Origin of the sequence: Streptomyces sp. MRC013 (assembly GCF_023614235.1) — a bacterium.
Lineage (GTDB): Bacteria > Actinomycetota > Actinomycetes > Streptomycetales > Streptomycetaceae > Streptomyces.
In genome coordinates this window covers 913,349-934,518 of record NZ_CP094264.1, presented here as the reverse complement: position 1 = coordinate 934,518, position 21,170 = coordinate 913,349, and the positions used below count along the sequence as shown (strand labels likewise).

The following is a 21,170-nucleotide window of genomic DNA, read 5'->3' as shown; positions in this document are numbered from 1 at the left end:
GCGCCCCGGGGGCACCGTAGGATGGAGTCCATGGCGAAGACCGGTACGACGACCCAGGAGCTGCGCGCGGCGATCGAGCGCAGCGGCTACTACCCGGCCCTCGTGGCCGAGGCGGTGGAGGCCGCCGTCGGCGGGGAGCCGATCGCGTCGTACCTCGTCCACCAGGAGACCACCTTCGACGCCAACGAGGTCCGGCGCCACGTCACGGTCCTCGTGCTCACGGCGACGCGCTTCATCGTCAGCCACACCGACGAGCAGAGCGCCGACACGACCTCCCCGACGCCGTACGCGACCACGTCCACCGAGTCCGTGAAGCTCGGCCGGATCTCGTCGGTCGTCGTCAGCCGCGTCGTCGCGAACCCGGAGTCGTACCGGCCCGGCACGCTCCCCCCGCGAGATCGTCCTCACGGTCGGCTGGGGCGCCGTCTCCCGGATCGACCTGGAGCCCGCCGCCTGCGGCGACCCGAACTGCGACGCCGACCACGGCTACACGGGCAACTCCACCGCGGACGACCTGAGCCTGCGCGTCAGCGAGGCCGGCGACGGACCGGAGACGGTCCGCCAGGCCCTCCACTTCGCCCAGGCCCTCTCCGAAGCCACCGTGGCCACGCTCTGATGGCCCAGCCGACGACCACCGCCTCCGCCTGGCCCGACGAGCCGGTGCCGCTGTCCCTCGACACCGCACCCGTACCGGCGTACGGCTCCGGCTCCCTCGCCGACCTGCTGCCGACGCTGGCGGCGGGGCTGGGCGTACCGGACTTCGAACCCCGCATCGCCGAGCTCGCGCCGGCCGACCGGGTCTGCGTCTTCCTGATCGACGGGCTCGGCTGGGAGCAGGTGAGGGCGCATCCGGCGGAGGCCCCGTTCCTCACCTCCCTCCTCGGCTCCTCGCGGGGCGGCACGGGCCGCCCCCTCACGGCCGGCTTCCCCGCCACGACCGCGACCTCCCTCGCCTCGGTCGGCACGGGCCTGCCGCCCGGCGCCCACGGGCTCACCGGGTACACGGTGCGCGACCCGGACACGGGCGAGCTGATGAACCAGCTGCGCTGGCGCCCCTGGACCCCACCGCACGTCTGGCAGCCGTACCCGACGGTCTTCCGGCTGGCCGACGCGGCGGGCGTGCACACGGCCCAGGTGTCGTCCCCGGCGTTCGAGGACACCCCGCTCACGAAGGTCGCGCTCAGCGGCGGCACGTTCCACGGGCGGCTCTCCGGCGAGGACCGGATGGACTTCACCGCCCGTCAGCTGGCCGGTGCCGACCGCGCGCTCGTCTACACGTACTACAGCGAGGTCGACGGCGCGGGCCACCGCTTCGGGGTGGACTCCGACGCCTGGCGCGATCAGCTGGTCCACGCCGACCGGCTCGTCCAGCGCCTCGCCGAGCAGCTCCCGGCGCGCTCCGCGCTGTACGTCACGGCGGACCACGGCATGGTGGACATCCCGTTCGACGAGGAGTCCCGCATCGACTTCGACGAGGACTGGGAGCTGCGCGCCGGCGTCGCCCTGTTGGGCGGCGAGGGCCGCGCCCGCCACGTGTACGCGGTGCCGGGCGCCGAGAACGACGTACTGGCCTGCTGGCGCGAGGTGCTGGGCGACCGCTTCTGGGTCGCGGGGCGCGAGGAGGCCGTCGAGGCGGGCTGGTTCGGGCCGCGCGTCGAGGAGCGGGTCCACGGCCGGATCGGCGACGTGGTCGCCGCCGCGCACGACGACGTGGCGCTGACGGCGTCCCTCGCCGAGCCGCACGAGTCGGCGATGGCGGGGATGCACGGCTCGATGACCGCGGCCGAACAGCTCGTCCCGCTGCTGGAGATCCGCACGTAGCGCGTCGCCCGCGTCGCGCCCCGCCCCCGTACCGCAGGCCCGAAAGGTCGTCACTTCCCCATGTCCGAACTCGTGTTCTTCTCCGGGACCATGGACTGCGGAAAGAGCACCCTGGCGCTCCAGATCGAGCACAACCGCTCGGCCCGGGGGCTCCAGGGCGTCGTCTTCACGCGGGACGACCGGGCCGGGCAGGGCAGGCTGTCCTCGCGGCTCGGCCTGGTCAGGGAGGCGGTGGAGGTCACCGGGGATATGGACGTGTACGGGTTCCTGGTCGACCGGCTGTCCGCGGGCGGCAAGGCCGACTACGTGATCGTCGACGAGGCGCAGTTCCTCGCACCGGACCAGATCGACCAGCTGGCGCGCGTCGTGGACGACCTGGGGATCGACGTCTTCGCCTTCGGCATCACCACCGACTTCCGCACCAGGCTCTTCCCCGGTTCGCAGCGGCTGATCGAACTGGCCGACCGGATCGAGACCCTCCAGGTGGAGGCCCTGTGCTGGTGCGGCGCCCGGGCGACGCACAACGCCCGCACGGTGGGCGGGGAGATGGTGGTCGAGGGCGCCCAGGTGGTCGTCGGCGACGTCGGCCACCCGGCCGGGGAGGTCGGTTACGAGGTCCTGTGCCGTCGCCACCACCTCCGCCGGACGACCGCCGCCTCGGCCCGGGCGGGCGTGCTGTCCCCCGACGTCCTGCCGGTCACCTCGGCCTGACCGCCGGGTCCTGCCGCAGCCCGTCCCGCGCCGCCGCCCGTCAGCGCCCGGTCGACCGCACGACCGTGAAGACGGCGCCCTCCGGATCCGCCACCACCGCCCTCCGCCCCTCCGGCCCGTCCTGCGGCGGGCGCAGCGTCCGCCCGCCGAGCTCCTCGACCCGCCGCGCGGACGCGTCCGGATCGGTCACCTCGAACCAGGTCGTCCAGTGCGCGCCCCGACTGCGCGGCAGGGCGGCGCCCACCCCCCGCACCGACACCGCGGGCCGCCCCTCCACGAGGAGGACCGCGCGGTCCTGGCCGGCGGAGGCCGACGGGCCGGTCCCGTAGCCGAAGACCGTCCGGTAGAACTTCACGACCTGCTCGGACTCGTACGTCAGCAGTTCGTTCCACACCGGTGCACCGGGTACGCCCGGCACCGAGGTGCCGGGGAACGCGGCCGCCTGCCACACCCCGAAGACCGCACCGCACGGGTCGGAGCAGATCGCGAGCCGCCCGGCGTCACCGGCGTCCAGCGGTCCCACGGCCACCGTCCCGCCGCTGCAGCGGACCGACTCGGCGGTGCGGTCGGCGTCGTCGGAGGCCAGGTACGCCGTCCAGGCGCCCGGCAGGCCGCGGTCGACGGGCAGCCGGCCGATCCCCGCCACCTCCCGCCCGTCGAGCAGGGCCCGCACGTACGGGCCGAGCTCCGGCGGGCCGGGCCGGAACTCCCACCCGAACAGCTCTCCGTAGAACTCCTCCGTCGCGTCAAGGCCCCGCACCATCAAGCTCACCCAGCAGGGGGTACCCGGCTCGCGCCGAGTCGCCTCGGTCATCGTCACACTCTCCTCGGACCATCGTCGTGGCCGTGCGGGGTCCGGGCACGGAGTGCGTCGGCGCAGCGGCTTCACGCCTCGTCAGATGCTGGCACCGCGAACCGGGCGGTGCGCCCCGGCCGCGCCGTGGTTTGGCGCGATCCGGCAGGAGGATGCCCGAAAATCCGACTCCCATCCGTGCTTTCCGCCGTGACTCCTCCCGGCAGGGGCCGTTCCTACGCGAGGATGGCGGGTATGAAGCGCGATACGAGCACCGACTCGCACCCTCTGGTCTCCGCCGCGGACCTCGCGGCCGAGACGGCGTCCCCGGCACCCGGCGGACCCGGCCTCGTCCTGCTGGACGTCCGCTACGAGCTGGGCGGCCCGCCCGGGCGCCCCGTGTACGAGGCGGGGCACATCCCCGGCGCCGTGTACGTGGACCTCGACGCCGAGCTGGCCGGCGCGCCCGGGGAGGGGGCCGCCACCCGCTGCCGGACCTCGACGTGTTCGGCGCGGCGATGCGCGCGGCCGGGGTGTCCTCCGGGTCGCGGGTGGTCGTGTACGACGGCGGCTCCGGCTGGGCGGCGGCGCGGGCCTGGTGGCTGCTGCGCTGGGCGGGCCACACCGACGTGCGGGTCCTGGACGGCGGGCTCCCCGCGTGGCGGGGCGGGCTGTCGACGACGGTGCCGGCGCCCGTGCCGGGCGACTTCGTCCCCGTGCCGGGCGGGATGCCGCTGCTGGACGCGGAGGGGGCCGCGGCGCTGGCCCGCACCGGGCTGCTGTTGGACGCGCGGGCGGGGGAGCGGTACCGGGGCGAGGTGGAGCCGATCGACCCGGTCGCCGGGCACATCCCGGGCGCCGTGTCGGCCCCGACCACGGAGAACGTCGCCGGGGACGGCCGCTTCCTGCCGCCGGAGGCGCTGGCGGCGCGGTTCGGGGCACTGGGCGCGCTGGACGCCTCCGAGGTGGGGGTCTACTGCGGCTCCGGCGTCTCGGCGGCCCACGAGGTCCTGGCCCTGGAGGCGGCGGGCGTCCGGGCGGCGCTGTACGTCGGCTCCTGGTCGGAGTGGACCCGGGACCCGTCCCGTCCGGTGGCCACGGGCCCGGACCGGGGCTGACCCGGAGCCGCGCGACCTCCGCCGCGGACCACCGGCCGGGGCGGAGGCGGAAGCGGGTGCACTCCTCGAACCGGGCCACCGGTGCGAAGCCCGGGCGCCGGAGCAGGGCGACGCCCCTGTCGCCGCCGTGGGTGACCCCGGCGACGGCGACGGTGGCCCCGGGGCGCCCGCCCCCGGCACGCCCCCGCCCGGGCCGTACCTGGCGCGCCCCGGCTGAGGGCGTACGACCGCGCCCGGCGGCGGCCGACCCCCGGGGCGTGCGGCCCGGCGGACCCCGGGCGGCGCGGGTCCCGCTACTCCTGCTTCTTGCGGCGCGTCCCGAAGACGATCTCGTCCCAGCTCGGAACCGCCGCCCGGCGGCCCGGGCGGACGCCGTCGGCCTCCGCCTGACGGTCCGTCGTGCCGATCAGACGGTCACGGTGGCCGCTCACCGAGCGGGGCATCAGGACGTCCGCGTACGCCGAGCCGGCGCCGGCCGACGCGGCGGGGGCCGGCGGCTCCTCCACGTCCGGCTCGTCCTCGGGCTCGGCCGCCGTTCCTTCCGTCCCGGTCGGCCGGTCGGGCACGACCATGTCCCCGCGGAAGTTGGGCACCGCCTCCAGGAGACTGGTCAGGGAGTCCCGCTCGGACTCCTCCGCGGTCTCGGCGCTCGGCGCGGGCGGCGCGGGCCGCTCGCGCGGCAGCCGCGCGATGCGCGGGACGAACGGGAAGCTGGGCTCCGCGACGGCCAGGGAGTCGTCGGTCTCGCCGATCAGCGCGCGGGCCTCCGCGTCCACCGCCTGGACGAGCCGCCGCGGCGGGTCGTACGTCCAGCTCGCCGTGTGCACCTCGCCGGCGACCCGGTAGACGAGCAGCACCTCCCACGTGCCGTCGTCGCGGCGCCAGGAGTCCCACGCCGCGGTGTCCTTCTCGGCGCCGCGCAGCAGCAGGCGCTCCTGCACCGCCTCGCCGAGCTGCGGACCGGCGGTCTCACCGGGGCGGCGGACGGGGGTCTTCCGGGCCCGCTCCGCCATGAAGGCGCGCTCCGCGAGGACGGGGCCCTCGAAGCGGCGGACCCGCTCGACGGAGATGCCCGCGAGCTGCGCGACCTCCTCGGCGGAGGCACCGGCCCGTATCCGCGCCTGGATGTCCCGGGGCCGCAGGTGGCTCTCCACCTCGATCTCGATCTGGCCGAGGCGGGGCCGGTCGTTGCGGACGGCGGCGCGCAGCCGCTCGTCGATCGGAAGCGTGTACTCCGTGTTGTCCGCAGCCTTCAGCACCAGTCGTGTGCCGTCGTTGGAGACGGCCACGACACGCAGTTCGGGCATGGGGACCTCCCGGGTGGTGCCTGCCGACGTCACGTGCGTCGCTGCTTCCGCTAGTCGAGTGTGGCCTGCCCGGGTGCAGCCTGCCACAACCTTGCCGAGTTGACCGGCGTGTCGGGCCTGGGCCCTGTGACGCCGTCATGGCACGGTAACGCATTCCACGACTCGGCGTGACTGGTCTGTCACACTCCGTCGCGAGCCCCCGTGCGGTATGGCGGCGCCGCCGGATCGAGTGCCATTTTCGGCCCCTCCCGTTGATCCCGGGCAGCCGTAAGGGACCGGTGCCCAGGGCTCGCCACAGTACTCCATTCGGGCCATGTCGGTGGAGCGGCACGCCGTCGAAGTTCTCGCGGTGCCCGGTGGCCGACGCCCCGTCACGACCGGTTCCGGAGCGTACCGGGAGGGGAGCCGGCCCGGAAGGGGGCCGGTCTCGGGCCCCGGGGACGGCGTCGTACGGGGCGTCAGTCGCCGAGCACCCGCCGCAGGTAGGGGTTGCCGAAGAGACGGTCGGGATCCAGCCGGTCGCGCAGCGCCGTGAACTCCCCGAACCGGGGGTACGTCCCGGCCAGGTACGCCGCGTCGCGCGTGTGCACCTTTCCCCAGTGGGGCCGGCCCCCGTGCGCCGTCATGATCCGCTCCGCCGCCGTGAAGTACGCCCGATAGGGGGTCCCCCGGTACATGTGGACCGCGATGTACGCCGTGTCCCGGCCCGACGCCGTCGACAGCGTGATGTCGTCGGCCGGCGCCGTACGCACCTCCACCGGGAAGCCCACCCGCAGCGGCGAGCGGTCCACCGTCGCCTTCAGCTCGCGCAGGGCGGCCACCGCCGCCTCCCGCGGGACGGCGTACTCCATCTCCATGAAGCGCACCCGGCGCGGGCTGGTGAAGACCTTGTACGGGACGTCCGTGTACGTCCGCGCCGACAGCGCCCGGCTGGAGATCCGAGCGATCGCGGGGACGGCCGCGGGCAGGGCCCGCCCGAACGAACCGGCCACCCGGAACACGCCGTTGGACAGGAATTCGTCCTCGAACCAGCCGCTCACCGGGCCCAGCGGGGCGGCGGGGCCCTGACTGCGGTTGTTCCGCTTGGTGGTGCAGTTGCCCGTGTGGGGGAACCAGTAGAACTCGAAGTGCTCGTTCTCCGCGTGCAGCTGCTCGAACTCGGCCGTCACGCGGTCGAAGCCCATCGGCTCCTCGCGCGCGGTGAGCAGGAACAGAGGCTCCACCGCGAAGGTGACCGCCGAGACGACGCCCAGCGCGCCCAGTCCGACCCGGGCGGCCGCGAAGACCTCCGGGTCCTCCCGACCGGAGCAGGTCGTCACCCGGCCGTCCGCCGTCACCAGCTCCAGTTCCCGGACCTGCGCGGCGATCGAGGCCGACTCCCGGCCCGTCCCGTGCGTCCCGGTGCTGATCGCGCCCGCGGCCGTCTGCTCGGTGACGTCGCCCATGTTGGCGAGCGACAGGCCCGCCCGGGCCAGCGCCGCGTTCAGGTGCTTCAGCGGCGTGCCCGACTCCACGGTCACGGTCATCGCGGCCCGGTCGATCCGCCGGATCCCGGTGAGCAGGTCGGGGCGGATCAGCAGTCCGTCCGTCGCGGCTATCGACGTGAACGAGTGGCCCGTCCCCACCGTCTTGACCCGCAGGCCGTCGGCGGCGGCGGTCCTCACCGCGTCCGCCAGCTCCCCCACGGACGCCGGGCGCGCCTCCCGCGCGGGCCGGACGGAGACGTTCCCCGCCCAGTTACGCCAGGTGCCGGTCGTCCCGCTCCGGTCGCTCCTCCTGCCGAGACCGCTCGAACCGCTCCGATTCCTGTTGCGCACGCTGTCCCTCCCGCGTCGGGACCGGCCGGCTCAGCCGGTGGTGTCCCAGGAATGCCACCACGGCCGCCAGCACCCCCGCCACCCCCGGTACCAGGTATCCCGCGTCCGCCCCGTGCGCGGCGACCACCCCGCCCGAGATCGACGTGCCCAGCGCCACGCCCACCGCGAGCCCGGTCCCCGTCCAGGTCATGCCCTCGGTGAGCTGGCCGCGCGGTACGTGCGCCTCCACCAGGGCCATGGTGGTCACCATGGTGGGCGCGATGGCGAGGCCCGCGACGAAGAGGGCGGCGGCCAGCGCCGGGAGGCTCCCGGCCAGCTGGAGGGGGATCGTGCTCACGGCCATCGCGAGCACGCCCACCACCCAGCGGCGGGCGGGCGGGCCCTTCGGCCGCAGCGCCCCGAACACGGCGCCCGCCAGGCACGAACCGCCCGCGTACACCGCGAGCACCAGGCTCGACGCCGTCTTGTGGCCCTGCTCCTCGGCGAACGCCACGGTCACCACGTCGACCGCGCCGAAGATCGCCCCCGTCGCGACGAACGCCACCACCAGGACCCGCAGGCCGGGGGAGCGCAGCGCGCTCGTACGCGCCCCTCCGTGCTTCTCCGGCGGGTGGGGCACCGGCTCCGTGGCCCGCTGCGCGGTCAGCCACTCCACGCCCACCAGCAGGAACACCGCGGACAGCAGCAGACCCGCCGCCGGGAACCAGAGCGTCGACAGGCCGATCGACAGGGGCGGGCCCAGGATGAAGCACAGCTCGTCGACGATGGACTCCAGCGAGTACGCCGTGTGCAGCTCCCGGGGCCTGCCCCGGTAGATCTCCGCCCACCGCGCACGGGTCATCGCGCCGACGCTCGGCACGCAGCCCGCGGCCAGCGTGCACAGGAACAGCGTCCAGTCCGGCAGCCCCCACCGCGCGCAGAGCACCAGCGCGCCGACGGCCGTCACGGACACCAGCGTCGCCGGCCGCAGCACGCGACGCTGCCCGTACCGGTCGACCAGCCGGGACACCTGGGGGCCCAGCACCGCGGCGGACAGCGCCAGCGTGCCGGTCAGCAGGCCCGCGAGCCCGTACCGGCCCGACAGCTCCGTGACCATCGTCAGGACGCCCACGCCCGTCATGGCCAGGGGCATCCGGCCGACGAGACCGGCGGCGGAGAACCCCAGGGCACCGGGGGCGGCGAAGATCGCGCGATAGGGACTGGGCAAGGAGCACTCCGGGGCGGGGACGGCCGGCGGGGACGGCCGACGGGGTAAGGCGTGTGGACGGTCTTGACAGGTTACGGCCGGACGGGGGAGCGCGCACCGCGGTTTCCCCGCCGCCGGCGGCGGGTGGCAGGATCGGGGCCATGCCCGATCAGCGTGTGTCCGACCAGTGTGACCCGGCTCCGTACGACGCCCTGCTGCTGCTCTCCTTCGGCGGCCCGGAGGGGCCCGAGGACGTGGTCCCGTTCCTGGAGAACGTGACGCGGGGCCGGGGCATCCCCAGGGAGCGCCTCGAGGAGGTCGGGCAGCACTACTTCCTGTTCGGCGGCGTCAGCCCCATCAACGACCAGTGCCGGGAACTGCTCGCCGCGCTCCGCGCGGACTTCTCGGCCGCCGGCCTCGACCTGCCGGTCTACTGGGGCAACCGCAACTGGACGCCGTACCTGGCCGACACGCTCCGCCGGATGGTCCGCGACGGGCGGCGCCGCGTCGCCGTCCTCGCCACCAGCGCCTACGCCTCGTACTCCGGCTGCCGCCAGTACCGCGAGAACCTCGCCGACGCCCTCGCCGCGCTGGAGGCCGAGGGCCTGCCCCTGCCGAGGGTCGACAAGCTGCGGCACTACTTCAACCACCCCGGCTTCGTCGAACCCGTGGCCGAGGGGGTCCTGCGCTCGCTCGCCGAGCTGGACGAGGCGGTCCGCCCCGGCGCCCACCTCGCCTTCACCACGCACTCGATCCCCACCTCCGCAGCCGACGCCTCCGGCCCGGCCGAGGGCCACGGCGACGGCGGCGCCTACGTCAGGCAGCACCTCGACGCGGCCCGCCTCGTCGCCGCCGCCGTCCGGGAGCGCACCGGCGTCGACCACCCCTGGCGGCTCGTGTACCAGTCCCGCAGCGGCGCCCCGCACGTCCCGTGGCTGGAGCCGGACGTCTGCGACCACCTGGAGGAGCTGCACGGGGCGGGCGTCCCGGCCGTCGTCATGGTGCCCATCGGCTTCGTCTCGGACCACATGGAGGTCCTGTACGACCTGGACACCGAGGCCACCGCGAAAGCCGCCGAGCTGGGCCTGCCGGTGCGCCGCTCGGCCACCGTGGGCGCCGACCCGCGCTTCGCCGCCGCCGTCCGGGACCTGCTCCTGGAGCGGGCCGCCGTCGAGCGCTGCGCCCTCGGCGAGCTGGGGCCCTCGCACGACCTGTGCCCCGTCGGCTGCTGCCCCGCCCGCACGCGGCGGCCCGCCGCGGCCGGCGCCGACAGCCCCTACGCCTGAGGAGGCCCCGTGACCGATCCGCTGCCCCCCGAGCCGGCCGACGGCCCGCTGCTGGACGAGCTCCTGTCCGTCGCCCTGGAAGCCGCGCGCCGCGCGGGCGCCCTGCTGCGCGACGGCCGTCCGGCCGACCTGGGCGTCGCCGCGACCAAGTCCAGCCCCATCGACGTGGTCACCGAGATGGACCTCGCCGCCGAGAAGCTGATCGCCGAGCACCTGGCGGAGCACCGCCCGCACGACGGCCTGCTCGGCGAGGAGGGCGGCGCCGCGGAGGGCACCAGCGGCATCCGCTGGGTCGTCGACCCACTGGACGGCACGGTGAACTACCTGTACGGCCTGCCGACGTGGGCGGTGTCCGTCGCCGCCGAGCGGGACGGCGAGGCGCTCGTCGGCGTCGTGGAGATCCCCATGCGCGGGGAGACGTTCCGGGCCGTGCGGGGCGGGGGCGCCCGCCTGGGGGAGCGGCGGCTGGGCTGCCGCCCGGCCCCGCCGCTGGACCAGGCCCTCGTGTCGACCGGGTTCAACTACGTCACGACGGTCCGCGCCCACCAGGCGGAGGTGGCCCGCCGGCTGCTGCCCCTGGTGCGGGACATCCGCCGGAGCGGCTCGGCCGCCGTCGACCTGGCCGACGTGGCCGCCGGCCGGCTGGACGGCTACTACGAGCGGGGGCTGCGCCCCTGGGACCGGGCGGCGGGGGTGCTCGTCGCCCGCGAGGCGGGCGCCCTGACCGGCGGCCGCCCCGGCGGGCCCGCGACCGACGACCTCACGGTGGCGGCCGTACCGGGCGTCTTCGAGCCGCTGCAGGCCCTCCTGGAGGACTTCGGCGCCTGGCACGACTGACCGGGGACCGCGGAGTGTCCGGCGCCCGCCCGGGCGCCCGCTCCAGTCCGCCGCACCCGGCCGCGCACGCGCGGGGCCCCGGGAAGCCTCCCGGGGCCCCGCGGTCGGGTCGTCAGGCGGAGACGGCGGAGACCTCCACGCCGTGTTCCGCCGCCAGGCGGCGGAGGTCCTCCAGCTCCGCCTGCTCGACGTCGGCCAGGAAGTCGTCTCCGCTCTCCCGGGCCCGTGTCAGGCCGGTCTCCGCCGTCCTTATGCGCTGCAGCAGTCCCGCGGTGAAAGCGTCCATGGTGCGCCCCCTCGTCGTGGGTCGGCGGCACGGGGGTGTGCCGGGGGTGGATTCGGGCCACGCACGGCGCCTCTGGGGACGGAACGGCCCACGGCATGACACCCACGGAGCGTGACCCCGGGTGTGCAGTCGTCCTCCCCAGGGGCGGCGCCGCGGAAACCTCCGGGACCGGGCGGTGCCCCGAACCCGTCCGGCACCGGCCGTCCCGCGGCTCCGGGCACCGGCCGCCTTACAGCCGGTTTACGGGTGTAAGGGGCAGGATGGCCGGGGCACCGGCACTCCCGCCGGTGTCCGGGATCCGCCCGGATCCGGGCTCGGAGGAAGGAACAGCGCCGTGCGCGTACTCGTCGTCGAGGACGAGCAGCTGCTCGCCGATGCGGTGGCCACCGGACTGCGCCGGGAGGCCATGGCCGTGGACGTCGTGTACGACGGGGCCGCCGCCCTGGAGCGCGTCGACGTCAACGACTACGACGTCGTCGTCCTCGACCGGGACCTGCCCCTCGTCCACGGGGACGACGTCTGCCGCAGGATCGTCGAGCTGGGCGTGCCGACCCGGGTGCTGATGCTCACCGCCTCCGGTGACGTCAGCGACCGCGTCGAGGGGCTGGAGCTGGGGGCCGACGACTACCTGCCCAAGCCGTTCGCGTTCAGCGAGCTGACCGCCCGCGTCCGCGCGCTGGGACGGCGGACGACCGTACCGCTGCCGCCCGTCCTGGAGCGGGCCGGGATCAGGCTCGACCCCAACCGCCGGGAGGTGTCCCGCGACGGCCGGCAGGTCCAGCTCGCCCCGAAGGAGTTCGCCGTGCTGGAGGTGCTGATGCGCAGCGAGGGCGCCGTCGTCTCCGCCGAGCAGCTCCTGGAGAAGGCGTGGGACGAGAACACCGACCCCTTCACCAACGTCGTCCGCGTCACGGTCATGACCCTCCGCCGCAAGCTCGGCGAGCCGCCGGTCATCATCACCGTGCCCGGCTCCGGCTACCGGATCTGAGCCGTGGCGGACGCACCCGCGCCGTACGCGGCGCCCCCCAAACCGACCTGGGACCCCCGGATCCCGGCCCGCCCCCTGCTGCGGCCGACGATCCGGATACGGCTCACCCTGCTCTACGGCGGCATGTTCCTGATCGCCGGGGTCCTGCTGCTGTCGATCATCTACCTGCTCACCCGGCAGGCCCTCTACATCAGCACCGACGACCTGCCCTTCAGGCTGCTGAAGGGCGAGGTGGAGCCGAACTTCGACTGGTGCCGGCTGCCCGCGGAGGGAGTGACGCCCGACCAGTTCAACGACGCCATGGCCGCCTGCCTGCAGCACCAGCGCGACCTCGCCCTGGACGACCTGCTGCGGCGCTCGCTCTTCGCCCTGCTGGGGCTCAGCGTGATCGCGTTCGCCTTCGGCTACGCCATGGCGGGCCGGGTGCTGTCCCCGCTGGGCCGGATCACCCGCACCGCCCGCCAGGTGGCCGGATCGGACCTGAGCCGCCGCATCAAGCTGGCCGGACCGGACGACGAGCTGAAGGAGCTGGCGGACACCTTCGACGAGATGCTGGGCCGGCTGGAACGGGCCTTCACCGCCCAGCAGCGCTTCGTCGCCAACGCCTCCCACGAGCTGCGCACCCCGCTGGCGATCAACCGCACCCTCCTGGAGGTCCACCTCTCCGACCCCGGCGCCCCCGTGGAGATGCGGGAGCTCGGCAAGGCGCTGCTGGCCACCAACGAGCGCAGCGAGCAGCTCGTGGAGGGACTGCTGCTGCTGGCCCGCAGCGAGAACCAGATCGTGGAGCGCAGGCCCGTCGACATCGCCGAGGTGGCGTCCCGCGCCATCGACCAGGTGCGCGGGGAGGCCGAGGCGAAGGGCGTGGAGATCCGCGGCGAGCGCGCCCCGGCCGTCGTCCAGGGCAACGGCGTGCTCCTGGAGCGCATCGCCCTGAACCTCGTCCAGAACGCCGTCCGCTACAACGTCCCCGAGGACGGCTGGGTGGAGGTCTCGACGGCCGTCGAGGGCGGCCAGGCGGTGCTGGTGGTCTCGAACACCGGGCCGGTGGTCCCGGCGTACGAGATCGACAACCTCTTCGAGCCCTTCCGGCGGCTGCGGGAGGAGCGGACCGGCAGCGACCGGGGCGTCGGGCTCGGCCTGTCGATCGTCCGGTCGGTGGCGCGCGCCCACGGCGGAAGGATCACGGCCGTCCCCGCGCAGGGCGGCGGACTCGTCATGCGGGTCACCCTGCCGCGCTGACCCACCGCTCGGCGCACTCCCCGTGTTCGCTGTACGCGGAATTGCCCGAGGCGCGCCGCCCCGGTGCGCTGTGTGATCGATCACAGGCGCCCCCCTGCGGTCGCTCACCCCATGTGATGGGATTTGGCCCGGGAAAATCCGGAAAAGTTCAGGTTTTCCCAGGTCGAAGTCACGGGAAGTACGCGGGGTGGTGCCCGCGAGGCGTGCGACCCCGACCGTGTACGGTCCCGTTCGCCACCCAAACCCGACCGCTCACGAGGGGTCCGGTTGGGTGTCGATTGAGTAACAGACCTTGATGTGAGGCAAAATCTCCGCCTCAGGTCGGGCACAAGTCCGGCCTCTCACGCGTTACGTGCGCTGGAGACACCGCAAACACCCAGAGGGGGAGAGTGACATGGCTACGGACTACGACACCCCACGCAAGACCGATGACGACGTCGACCAGGACAGTCTCGAAGAGCTGAAGGCCCGGCGGAACGACAAGTCGACCTCCGCGGTCGACGTCGACGAGTTCGAGGCCGCCGAGGGTCTGGAGCTGCCGGGTGCCGACCTCTCCAACGAGGAGCTGGCCGTCCGCGTCCTGCCGAAGCAGGCGGACGAGTTCACGTGCATGAGCTGCTTCCTCGTGCACCACCGCAGCCAGCTGGCCCGGGAGAAGAACGGCCAGCCGATCTGCCGAGACTGCGACTGAGGACCGGTCGGCCGTGGCAGGCGAAAACCCGTTCAGGAAGAAGCTCCGCTTCCCCGGGAAGCCGGAGGCCCCCGAGGGCGGCCCGGGACCGGCGGACGACGCCCGCCGGGCGCCGGCCGAACCCTCCGCTCACCTGCCCTCCCCCGACGCGCGTGAGGACGGGCGGGGTCCCTCGGCCTCGCTCGGACCCGCGGACGGCGACACGGAGCCCCGCCGGCTCCCGACCAAGGCCGGCTCGCGCGGCGTGGACCTCGTCCGGCGCGGAGTGCGCCGCGGCGGCACGGGCGCCCGTGCCGGCCTGGCGTACCTGGCCGACCGGATCATCGAGAACGCCCCGCGCGTTCCCGTACGGGACCTGGCCACCCTCCGCAGGCAGTTCCCGGGGCTCGGCCCCGAGCAGCTCGCCGACAAGCTGGTCGCGGGCGCCGCGACGGCCTCGGCCACGGTCGGCGCCGGGGTCGGCGCCGCCGCGATGCTGCCGGTGCCCCCGGCGATGCCCGCGGAACTGGCCGCCGAGATCACCGGCGTCGCCGCCGTCGAGCTGAAGCTCATCGCCGAGCTCCACGAGGTCTACGGCCAGCGGCCGCCCGGCAACCTCAGGGAGCGCTCCACGGCCTACCTGACGGCCTGGACGGAGGAGCGCGGCGTCGACATCACCAGGCCCACCACCCTGAACGCGGCACTGGGCGGCCGGGTGAAGCGCGAGCTGCGCCAGCGGATCATGAAGCGCACCGTGCGGAACCTGCCGAACCTGCTGCCCTTCATGGTCGGCGCCGCCGTCGGCGCCGTGATGAACCGCCGCGACACGAAGAACCTCGCCGAGAAGGTCCGCGCCGACCTGCGCACCCGCCAGGTCCCGTGGGGAGCGCTCCCCGAACTGCCCCCGCTGGAGCAGCCGGAGGGTCCGGGGAAGCCCGGCCGCTAACGGCCGGCCGCCGCCTCCCGCGCCCGCCGGATCGCCGCCGCCAGCCCCTCGGGGTCCCGGGTCGACAGGTACACGTACGGCGTGGGGTCGGCCGGGTCGGTCACCTCCACCCGCACCGCGCGCGGGACGTAGCCCCGCAGCACCATGAACGCCCGCGGATCCGCCTTGTACGTGCGCCAGGCCCGGGCCTCCTCGGCGTCCAGGACCTCCGGTTCGCCCAGTGCCGCCACCGGGATCCGCGCCTCCCCCGCGACCAGCGAACCGGCCACCACGCGCACGCGCGCCGAGCCGTACGAGCTGACGCCGACGGCCGCGAGCGCGCCCGCGGCGATGACCCCGCCGAGCATCGCCACCGCGCCCAGCGGCGCGGCCACCAGGCCCCCGGAGAGCCCCAGCAGGGCGGCGATCAGCCACCACGGGCCGGGGACGGTGAGCCGTTCGTCGTACTGCGGGGCCGAGGGGCGGTCGGAGGGCTGCATGCGTCCAAGCTTGGCACGGTGCGCCCGCCGCCCGGCCGCGCGGGTAAGGTCTGCGGCTGTGAGCACTGCACTGACGCCCCCCGCCGGAGCCCGGCCGCCGGTACGGCACCCCGACGCGCCCGCCCCGGGCGAGCCCCTCGGATCCCACTACGCGCACTGCTTCGGCTGCGGCGGCGGCCAGCCCCACGGGCTGCACCTGGAGGCCAGGGCCGGCGAGGGCGTGTCCGTCACCGCCGTGTTCACCGTCACCCCCGACCACCAGGGCGCCCCCGGCCTCGCCCACGGCGGCGTCCTCGCCACCGCGCTCGACGAGACGCTCGGATCCCTGGGCTGGCTGCTGCGGGTGACCGCCGTGACCGGCCGGCTGGAGACGGACTTCCTCCTCCCCGTGCCCGTCGGCGCCGTCCTGCACCTGGAGGCCGAGGTGACCGCGGTCCACGGCCGGAAGATCTACTCCGCGGCCGCCGGCCGGATCGGCGGCCCCGAGGGGCCCGTCGCCGTCCGGGCCGAGGCCCTCTTCGTCGAGGTGAAGGTCGACCACTTCGTCGACAACGGCCGCCCGGAGGAGATCCGGGCTGCCATGGCCGACCCCGACCACATCCGGCGCGCCCGCGCCTTCGAGGTGAACCCCTGATGCGCAGCCCCGTCGACGTGCTGATCCGCCGCCTGGACCCCGAGGTGCCCCTCCCGTCGTACGGGCACCCCGGCGACGCCGGCGCCGACCTCGTCACCACCGAGGCCGCCGAGCTCGCCCCCGGCGAACGCGCGGTCCTCCCCACCGGGGTGTCGATCGCGCTCCCCGACGGGTACGCCGCCTTCGTCCACCCGCGCTCCGGCCTGGCCGCCCGGCTGGGCGTCGGGATGGTGAACGCCCCGGGGACCGTCGACGCCGGGTACCGTGGAGAGATCAAGGTGATCGTGGTCAACCTGGATCCGCGCGAGAGCGTCCGGTTCGAACGGTTCGACCGGATCGCCCAGTTGGTCGTTCAGCAGGTCGAGAAGGTCCGCTTCCACGAGGTGGCGGAGCTTCCCGGTTCGGCGCGGGGCGAGGGGGGCTTCGGGTCCACGGGCGGGCACGCCGCCGTGGACGGCTGGACGGGTGGGAATCCATACGCAGCGGTCGTAACCGACCGGGAAGGACAGTGACGTGTTCGGACGTCGCAAGAAGGTCAGTGCCGCCGAGAACGCGGCGAGCGAGGCCGAGCAGGTCGTCGACGAGGTCGACACCGACGAGGCCGAGGAGGAGGCCCCCCGCCGGGTGAACCTCCCGCCGGCGCCCCGGCCGGACGGCCCGTGGGACGTCTCCGAGGTCTCCAGGCCCGAGGAGGGACGCGTCGACCTGGGCGGCCTCTTCGTCCCCGGTGTCGAGGGCATGGAGCTGCGGGTCGAGGTCGCGGGTGACGCGATCGTCGCGGCGACGGTCGTCCTGCGGGACAGCGCGATCCAGCTGCAGGCGTTCGCGGCCCCCAAGAAGGAGGGCATCTGGGGCGAGGTCCGCGAGGAGATCGCCTCCGGCATCACCCAGCAGGGCGGTGTCATCGACGAGGTCGAGGGCCCGCTCGGCTGGGAGCTGCGCGCCCAGGTCCCGGTGCAGCTGCCGGACGGCACCGGCGGCGTCCAGCTGGTGCGGTTCGTCGGCGTCGACGGCCCCCGCTGGTTCCTGCGCGGCGTCATCTCCGGGCAGGGCGCCGTCCAGCCGGAGGCCGCCGGGCTGCTGGAGCAGATCTTCCGGGACACGGTCGTCGTCCGCGGCGAGGGCCCGATGGCCCCGCGCGACCCGATCGTCCTGAAGCTGCCGGACGACGCGCAGATGGTCCCCGAGGGCGTCCAGGCAGAGGACCAGTCCGCCGGGTCCCGCTTCTCCGGCGACATGGGGCAGCTCCAGCGCGGTCCGGAGATCACCGAGATCCGCTGACCGCGCCGTGAGGGGGCGGGCCGCCGGGTGCGGGGTGCCGGGACGCCGGGGCCGCCGCCCCGTCCGGCCGCGCCCCGCCACCGGTCGTGAGGTCGGCGCCGCGCGAGCGCGCGGCGCCCGGAAGAGGACGAGGCGATGGGACGCGGCAGGCCACGGCGGCGCCCCGGTGCGGCACCGGACGCCGGCGGGACGCACCCGGCGCGGGCGACGCCGCCCGGGGGCAGCCGCCCCGGACGCGGCGCCGACCGCGCCGCCGCCCCCGCCCGTACCCCCTCCCGGCCCCTCGCCGAGCACTCCTCCCCGCCGGCCGCCGGAGCCCCGCCGGTCGGCCGGGGGCAGGCCCCCAGCCGCACCGCCGGGAGCCGGGTCCGCCTCGGCCGCGTCCGCCTCGCCTGGGGCTGGGGCGTCGGCGTCCTCGGCCCGTGCCTCCTCGCCTGGGTGGCCTCCGGCCTCGACGTGGGCGCCGGCCTCGGCGTCGGCCCCGGCCTCGCCAACAGCGTGCCGCTGTTCCTGACGCTCACCGTCGCGGCGGCCCTCCTCGGCGGCCTGCTCCCCGCCCTCGCCTCCGCGACCGCGGGCTCCCTCCTCCTCGTCTGGTGCTTCACCCCGCCCACCCGCACCTGGACCGTCGCCGACCCGGGGAACGCGGTGGCCATCGCCGTGTTCTTCGCGGTCGCCGCGTCCGTCGCCTCCGTCGTGGACCTGGCCGCCCGCCGCACCCACCAGGCGGAACGGCTGCGCGCCGAGTCGGAGACCCTCTCCTTCCTCGCCGGGAGCGTCCTGCGCGGCGACACCACCCTCGACGGGCTCCTGCGAGGCGTCCGCGAGACCTTCGCCGTGGAGTCCGCGGCGCTCCTGGAGCGGCCCGACGACCGCGCCCCGTGGACCTGCGCCGCCCACACCGGGCCGGGCCGGCCGCCCGCCCGGCCCGAGGACGCCGACGTCGACATGCCCGTCGGCGACCGCCTCGCGCTCGCCCTGACCGGCCGCATCCCGCCCGCCGAGGACCGCCGCGTGCTCGGCGCCTTCGCCGCGCAGGCCGCCGTCTTCCTCGACCGGCAGCGGCTCGTCGGCCAGGCCGAGGAGGCCCGCCGCCTCGCGGAGGGCGACAAGATCCGCACGGCGCTGCTGGCCGCCGTCTCGCACGACCTGCGCACCCCCCTCGCCGCGATCAAGGCCGCCGTCTCCTCCCTCCGCTCCGACGACGTCGAGTGGTCCGACGAGGACCGCGCCGGCCTGCTCGAAGGCATCGAGGAGGGCGCCGACCGCCTCGACCACCTCATCGGCAACCTCCTCGACATGTCCCGCCTCCGGACCGGCACCGTCACCCCGCTGCTGCGCGTCACCGACCTCGACGAGGTCGTCCCCATGGCGCTCGGCGGCGTCCCCGAGGGCAGCGTCGAACTCGACGTCCCCGAGTCGCTGCCCATGGTGACCGTCGACCGCGGACTGCTCGAACGGGCCGTCGCCAACCTCGTCGAGAACGCCGTGAAGTACACTCCCGCCGGCAGCCGCGTCCTCGTCTCCGCCCGCGCCCGCGGCGACCGCGTCGAACTGCGCGTCACCGACCGCGGGCCCGGCGTCCCCGACGAGGCGAAGGAACGGGTCTTCGCCCCCTTCCAGCGGCACGGCGACAGCCCGCGCGGTACCGGCGTGGGCCTCGGCCTCGCCGTCGCCCGCGGCTTCGCCGAGGCCATGCACGGCACCCTGACCGCCGAGGACACCCCCGGCGGAGGGCTCACCATGGTCCTCGCCCTCCGCTCCGCGCAGGCCCGCGCCGCGGAGGCGGACCCCGGTCCCGCCGGATCCCGCCCCCCACGGAAAGCAGGTCCCCCATGACACGGGTGCTCGTGGTCGACGACGAGCCGCAGATCGTACGCGCCCTCGTGATCAGCCTGAAGGCACGGGGGTACGAGGTCGACTCCGCCCCCGACGGGGCGACCGCCCTCGCCCTCGCCCTCGCCGCCCGCCGCCGGCCCGACGTGGTCGTCCTCGACCTCGGGCTGCCCGACGTGGACGGCGTCGACGTCATCAGGGAGCTGCGCGGCCGTACCCGCGTCCCGATCCTGGTGCTCTCCGCCCGCCACAGCTCCGACGAGAAGGTGGGGGCCCTCGACGCGGGCGCCGACGACTACGTCACCAAGCCGTTCGGCATGGACGAGCTGCTGGCCCGGCTGCGGGCCGCCGTGCGCCGCGCCGAACCGGCCGGCGGCGACGGGGCCGCGGGCGTCGTGGAGACCGAGGCCTTCACCGTCGACCTCGCGGCGAAGCGGGTCAACCGGGACGGCAGGGACGTCCGGCTCACCCCGACCGAGTGGCACCTGCTGGAGGTCCTGGTCCGCAACGCCGGCCGGCTCGTCGGCCGGAAGGAGCTCCTCCAGGAGGTCTGGGGCCCCTCGTACGGCACCGAGACGAACTACCTGCGGGTCTACATGGCGCAGCTGCGGCGCAAGCTGGAGGCCGACCCGTCGCACCCGAGGCACTTCGTCACCGAGCCCGGGATGGGGTACCGGTTCCAGCGCTGACCGGCGGCGCACCGCGCGGCCGGGCGGCGGGCCCCGACGGGGCGTCCCGTAGGCTTTTCCGTATGAGTGCTGCACCGCGTACGGGGAAGTCCGGCGGCCGCTTCCGGCGCATGCTGGACCGCCTGTCCAGTTCGCAGGGGGAGCTGGAGTCCGAGGAGCTCCAGGAGGACGCCGAGGCGGCGGGCTGCACCCGCATCTCGGACTGCGGGGACCGCCAGATCGTGAAGGTGGCTGGTACCTTGCGGACGGTCACCCTGCGTCCGCGGGCCGGCGTACCGGCCCTGGAGGCCGAGCTCTTCGACGGCACGGCCCCGCTGGACGTGGTGTGGCTGGGACGGCGGTCCATCGTGGGTATCGAACCGGGACGCAGGCTCATAGCCTCGGGCCGGATCTCCATGAGTCAGGGCCGCAGGGTCCTCTTCAACCCGAAATACGAGCTCCGACCGCTCGGACAGGAGTAGCCGGTGACGTCACTCGACAAGCCGACCGCCGAAGGAAGCGGCCCCCCGGGGCCGTCCCGCGCCGCCGTCCCGGACGGCCCCGGCACGCGGGACGCCAAGGCCGTGACCGAGGCCGCGCTGTTCGACGCGTTCGGCGGGGTCCGCGGCATGGTGGAGACCGTCCTGCCCGGCCTCCTCTTCGTCACGATCTTCACCGTCAACAAGGACCTGAACACCTCGGCCCTCGCGGCGCTCGCCGTGTCCCTGCTGCTCGTCGCCGTCCGGCTGGTCCGCCGCGACACCGTCAAGCACGCCTTCAGCGGCGTCTTCGGCGTCGCCTTCGGCGTCGCCTTCGCGATGATGACCCGCGACGCCAAGGACTTCTACCTGCCGGGCATGCTGTACACGCTGGGCCTCGGCCTCGCGTACATCGTCACGACGCTGGCGGGCGTCCCGCTGATCGGGCTGATCCTCGGCCCGGTCTTCAAGGAGAACCTCTCCTGGCGCACCCGCAACCCCGACCGCAAGAGGGCTTACGCCAAGGCCAGCTACGCCTGGGGCGCCATCCTGCTGGGCAAGTGCGCGATCCTCTTCCCCCTGTACTGGTGGGCCGACACGACCAGCCTCGGCTGGGTCCTCGTCGCGCTGAAGATCCCGCCGTTCCTGCTCGCCGTCTACCTGACGTGGGTGTTCCTCGCGAAGGCGCCGCCGCCGATCGACGTCTTCGCGGAGATGGAGGAGGCCGAGCGCGCCGAGAAGGAGCGCGAAGCCGGCGCCTGACACCCGGGCGCGCACGGCCGGGG

Annotated in this window: 20 protein-coding genes and 3 pseudogenes; 17 read left to right on the top strand and 6 right to left on the bottom strand. The window is 75.0% G+C overall.

The window, feature by feature from the left end:
* The first annotated feature begins 30 nt into the window (after window positions 1-30).
* The 3 genes and pseudogenes from LUW75_RS04155 (at window position 31) to LUW75_RS04145 (ending at window position 2,532) form a co-directional block, all read left to right on the top strand.
* Window positions 31-616 (top strand): annotated as a pseudogene (locus LUW75_RS04155) (DUF5998 family protein).
* Complete coding sequence (locus LUW75_RS04150) at window positions 616-1,821, top strand: alkaline phosphatase family protein (protein WP_250334425.1); 1,206 nt, start codon at window positions 616-618, stop codon at window positions 1,819-1,821. The pseudogene LUW75_RS04155 and the gene LUW75_RS04150 overlap by 1 nt, the downstream one beginning before the upstream one ends.
* A 60-nt stretch (window positions 1,822-1,881) precedes the next feature.
* Window positions 1,882-2,532, top strand: coding sequence for a thymidine kinase (locus LUW75_RS04145; RefSeq protein WP_250334424.1), 651 nt, complete (start codon window positions 1,882-1,884; stop codon window positions 2,530-2,532).
* 40 nt (window positions 2,533-2,572) lie between these two features.
* Here the strand turns inward: LUW75_RS04145 and LUW75_RS04140 are convergent, their stop codons facing one another.
* Window positions 2,573-3,346, bottom strand: a complete 774-nt coding sequence (locus tag LUW75_RS04140) for a VOC family protein (RefSeq protein WP_250334423.1) — start codon at window positions 3,344-3,346, stop codon at window positions 2,573-2,575.
* 234 nt (window positions 3,347-3,580) lie between these two features.
* Here LUW75_RS04140 and LUW75_RS04135 point away from each other — a divergent pair.
* Window positions 3,581-4,443, top strand: a pseudogene (locus tag LUW75_RS04135) (sulfurtransferase).
* A 293-nt stretch (window positions 4,444-4,736) separates the two neighbouring features.
* Here LUW75_RS04135 and sepH read toward each other — a convergent pair.
* The 3 genes from sepH to LUW75_RS04120 all read right to left on the bottom strand — a co-directional run bounded on the left by sepH (window position 4,737) and on the right by LUW75_RS04120 (window position 8,774).
* The gene (gene sepH, locus LUW75_RS04130; RefSeq protein WP_250334422.1) at window positions 4,737-5,783 is read right to left on the bottom strand and encodes a septation protein SepH; all 1,047 of its coding nucleotides are present in this window, start codon (window positions 5,781-5,783) and stop codon (window positions 4,737-4,739) included.
* Between the two features lie 425 nt (window positions 5,784-6,208).
* Complete coding sequence (locus LUW75_RS04125; RefSeq protein ID WP_250334421.1) at window positions 6,209-7,567, bottom strand: D-arabinono-1,4-lactone oxidase; 1,359 nt, start codon at window positions 7,565-7,567, stop codon at window positions 6,209-6,211.
* Window positions 7,488-8,774: an MFS transporter gene (locus tag LUW75_RS04120; RefSeq protein WP_250334420.1), complete on the bottom strand. Its 1,287-nt coding sequence runs from the start codon at window positions 8,772-8,774 to the stop codon at window positions 7,488-7,490. The genes LUW75_RS04125 and LUW75_RS04120 overlap by 80 nt, the downstream gene beginning before the upstream one ends.
* A gap of 155 nt (window positions 8,775-8,929) precedes the next feature.
* Here LUW75_RS04120 and LUW75_RS04115 point away from each other — a divergent pair, with 155 nt between their 5' ends.
* Both LUW75_RS04115 and LUW75_RS04110 read left to right on the top strand, forming a co-directional pair.
* Complete coding sequence (locus tag LUW75_RS04115) at window positions 8,930-10,039, top strand: ferrochelatase (protein WP_250337534.1); 1,110 nt, start codon at window positions 8,930-8,932, stop codon at window positions 10,037-10,039.
* Between the two features lie 9 nt (window positions 10,040-10,048).
* Complete coding sequence (locus tag LUW75_RS04110) at window positions 10,049-10,876, top strand: inositol monophosphatase family protein (RefSeq protein ID WP_250334419.1); 828 nt, start codon at window positions 10,049-10,051, stop codon at window positions 10,874-10,876.
* 112 nt (window positions 10,877-10,988) lie between these two features.
* Here LUW75_RS04110 and LUW75_RS04105 read toward each other — a convergent pair whose 3' ends face one another.
* Window positions 10,989-11,162, bottom strand: coding sequence for a hypothetical protein (locus tag LUW75_RS04105; protein WP_168438248.1), 174 nt, complete (start codon window positions 11,160-11,162; stop codon window positions 10,989-10,991).
* A 334-nt stretch (window positions 11,163-11,496) separates the two neighbouring features.
* Here LUW75_RS04105 and LUW75_RS04100 point away from each other — a divergent pair, with 334 nt between their 5' ends.
* From LUW75_RS04100 to LUW75_RS04085, 4 genes are all read left to right on the top strand, one after another.
* Window positions 11,497-12,150 carry a response regulator transcription factor gene (locus LUW75_RS04100; protein ID WP_250334418.1) on the top strand — a complete coding sequence of 218 codons (654 nt, stop codon included), beginning with the start codon at window positions 11,497-11,499 and terminating at the stop codon, window positions 12,148-12,150.
* Between the two features lie 3 nt (window positions 12,151-12,153).
* On the top strand, window positions 12,154-13,392 hold the full coding sequence (locus LUW75_RS04095; protein WP_250334417.1) for a sensor histidine kinase: 1,239 nt from the start codon (window positions 12,154-12,156) through the stop codon (window positions 13,390-13,392).
* Window positions 13,393-13,786: 394 nt separating this feature from the next.
* Window positions 13,787-14,083: a DUF4193 domain-containing protein gene (locus LUW75_RS04090; RefSeq protein WP_010471668.1), complete on the top strand. Its 297-nt coding sequence runs from the start codon at window positions 13,787-13,789 to the stop codon at window positions 14,081-14,083.
* A 13-nt stretch (window positions 14,084-14,096) separates the two neighbouring features.
* The gene (locus LUW75_RS04085; RefSeq protein WP_250334416.1) at window positions 14,097-15,008 is read left to right on the top strand and encodes a hypothetical protein; all 912 of its coding nucleotides are present in this window, start codon (window positions 14,097-14,099) and stop codon (window positions 15,006-15,008) included.
* Here the strand turns inward: LUW75_RS04085 and LUW75_RS04080 are convergent.
* Window positions 15,005-15,487: a DUF3093 domain-containing protein gene (locus LUW75_RS04080; RefSeq protein ID WP_250334415.1), complete on the bottom strand. Its 483-nt coding sequence runs from the start codon at window positions 15,485-15,487 to the stop codon at window positions 15,005-15,007. The two genes, LUW75_RS04085 and LUW75_RS04080, sit on opposite strands and share 4 nt — an antisense overlap.
* Between LUW75_RS04080 and LUW75_RS04075 the strand changes: the two genes are divergently transcribed.
* The 7 genes and pseudogenes from LUW75_RS04075 to LUW75_RS04045 all read left to right on the top strand — a co-directional run bounded on the left by LUW75_RS04075 (window position 15,486) and on the right by LUW75_RS04045 (window position 21,147).
* Complete coding sequence (locus tag LUW75_RS04075; protein ID WP_462933690.1) at window positions 15,486-16,121, top strand: PaaI family thioesterase; 636 nt, start codon at window positions 15,486-15,488, stop codon at window positions 16,119-16,121. The genes LUW75_RS04080 and LUW75_RS04075 overlap by 2 nt on opposite strands.
* Window positions 16,121-16,633 (top strand): dUTP diphosphatase, encoded by a 513-nt coding sequence (dut, locus tag LUW75_RS04070; RefSeq protein WP_250334413.1) that lies wholly within the window; start codon window positions 16,121-16,123, stop codon window positions 16,631-16,633. Before LUW75_RS04075 ends, dut begins: the two co-directional genes overlap by 1 nt.
* Before the next feature lies 1 nt (window position 16,634).
* On the top strand, window positions 16,635-17,402 hold the full coding sequence (locus tag LUW75_RS04065) for a DUF3710 domain-containing protein (RefSeq protein ID WP_250334412.1): 768 nt from the start codon (window positions 16,635-16,637) through the stop codon (window positions 17,400-17,402).
* Between the two features lie 366 nt (window positions 17,403-17,768).
* Window positions 17,769-19,241 (top strand): annotated as a pseudogene (locus LUW75_RS04060) (ATP-binding protein); the annotation flags it as partial.
* Entirely contained in the window at window positions 19,238-19,927 is a 690-nt protein-coding gene (locus LUW75_RS04055; RefSeq protein ID WP_250334411.1) for a response regulator, read from the top strand. The pseudogene LUW75_RS04060 and the gene LUW75_RS04055, both read left to right, overlap by 4 nt.
* 62 nt (window positions 19,928-19,989) lie before the next feature.
* Entirely contained in the window at window positions 19,990-20,388 is a 399-nt protein-coding gene (locus LUW75_RS04050) for an OB-fold nucleic acid binding domain-containing protein (RefSeq protein WP_250334410.1), read from the top strand.
* A gap of 3 nt (window positions 20,389-20,391) precedes the next feature.
* Window positions 20,392-21,147 (top strand): DUF3159 domain-containing protein, encoded by a 756-nt coding sequence (locus LUW75_RS04045; RefSeq protein ID WP_250334409.1) that lies wholly within the window; start codon window positions 20,392-20,394, stop codon window positions 21,145-21,147.
* Window positions 21,148-21,170 lie beyond the last annotated feature (23 nt).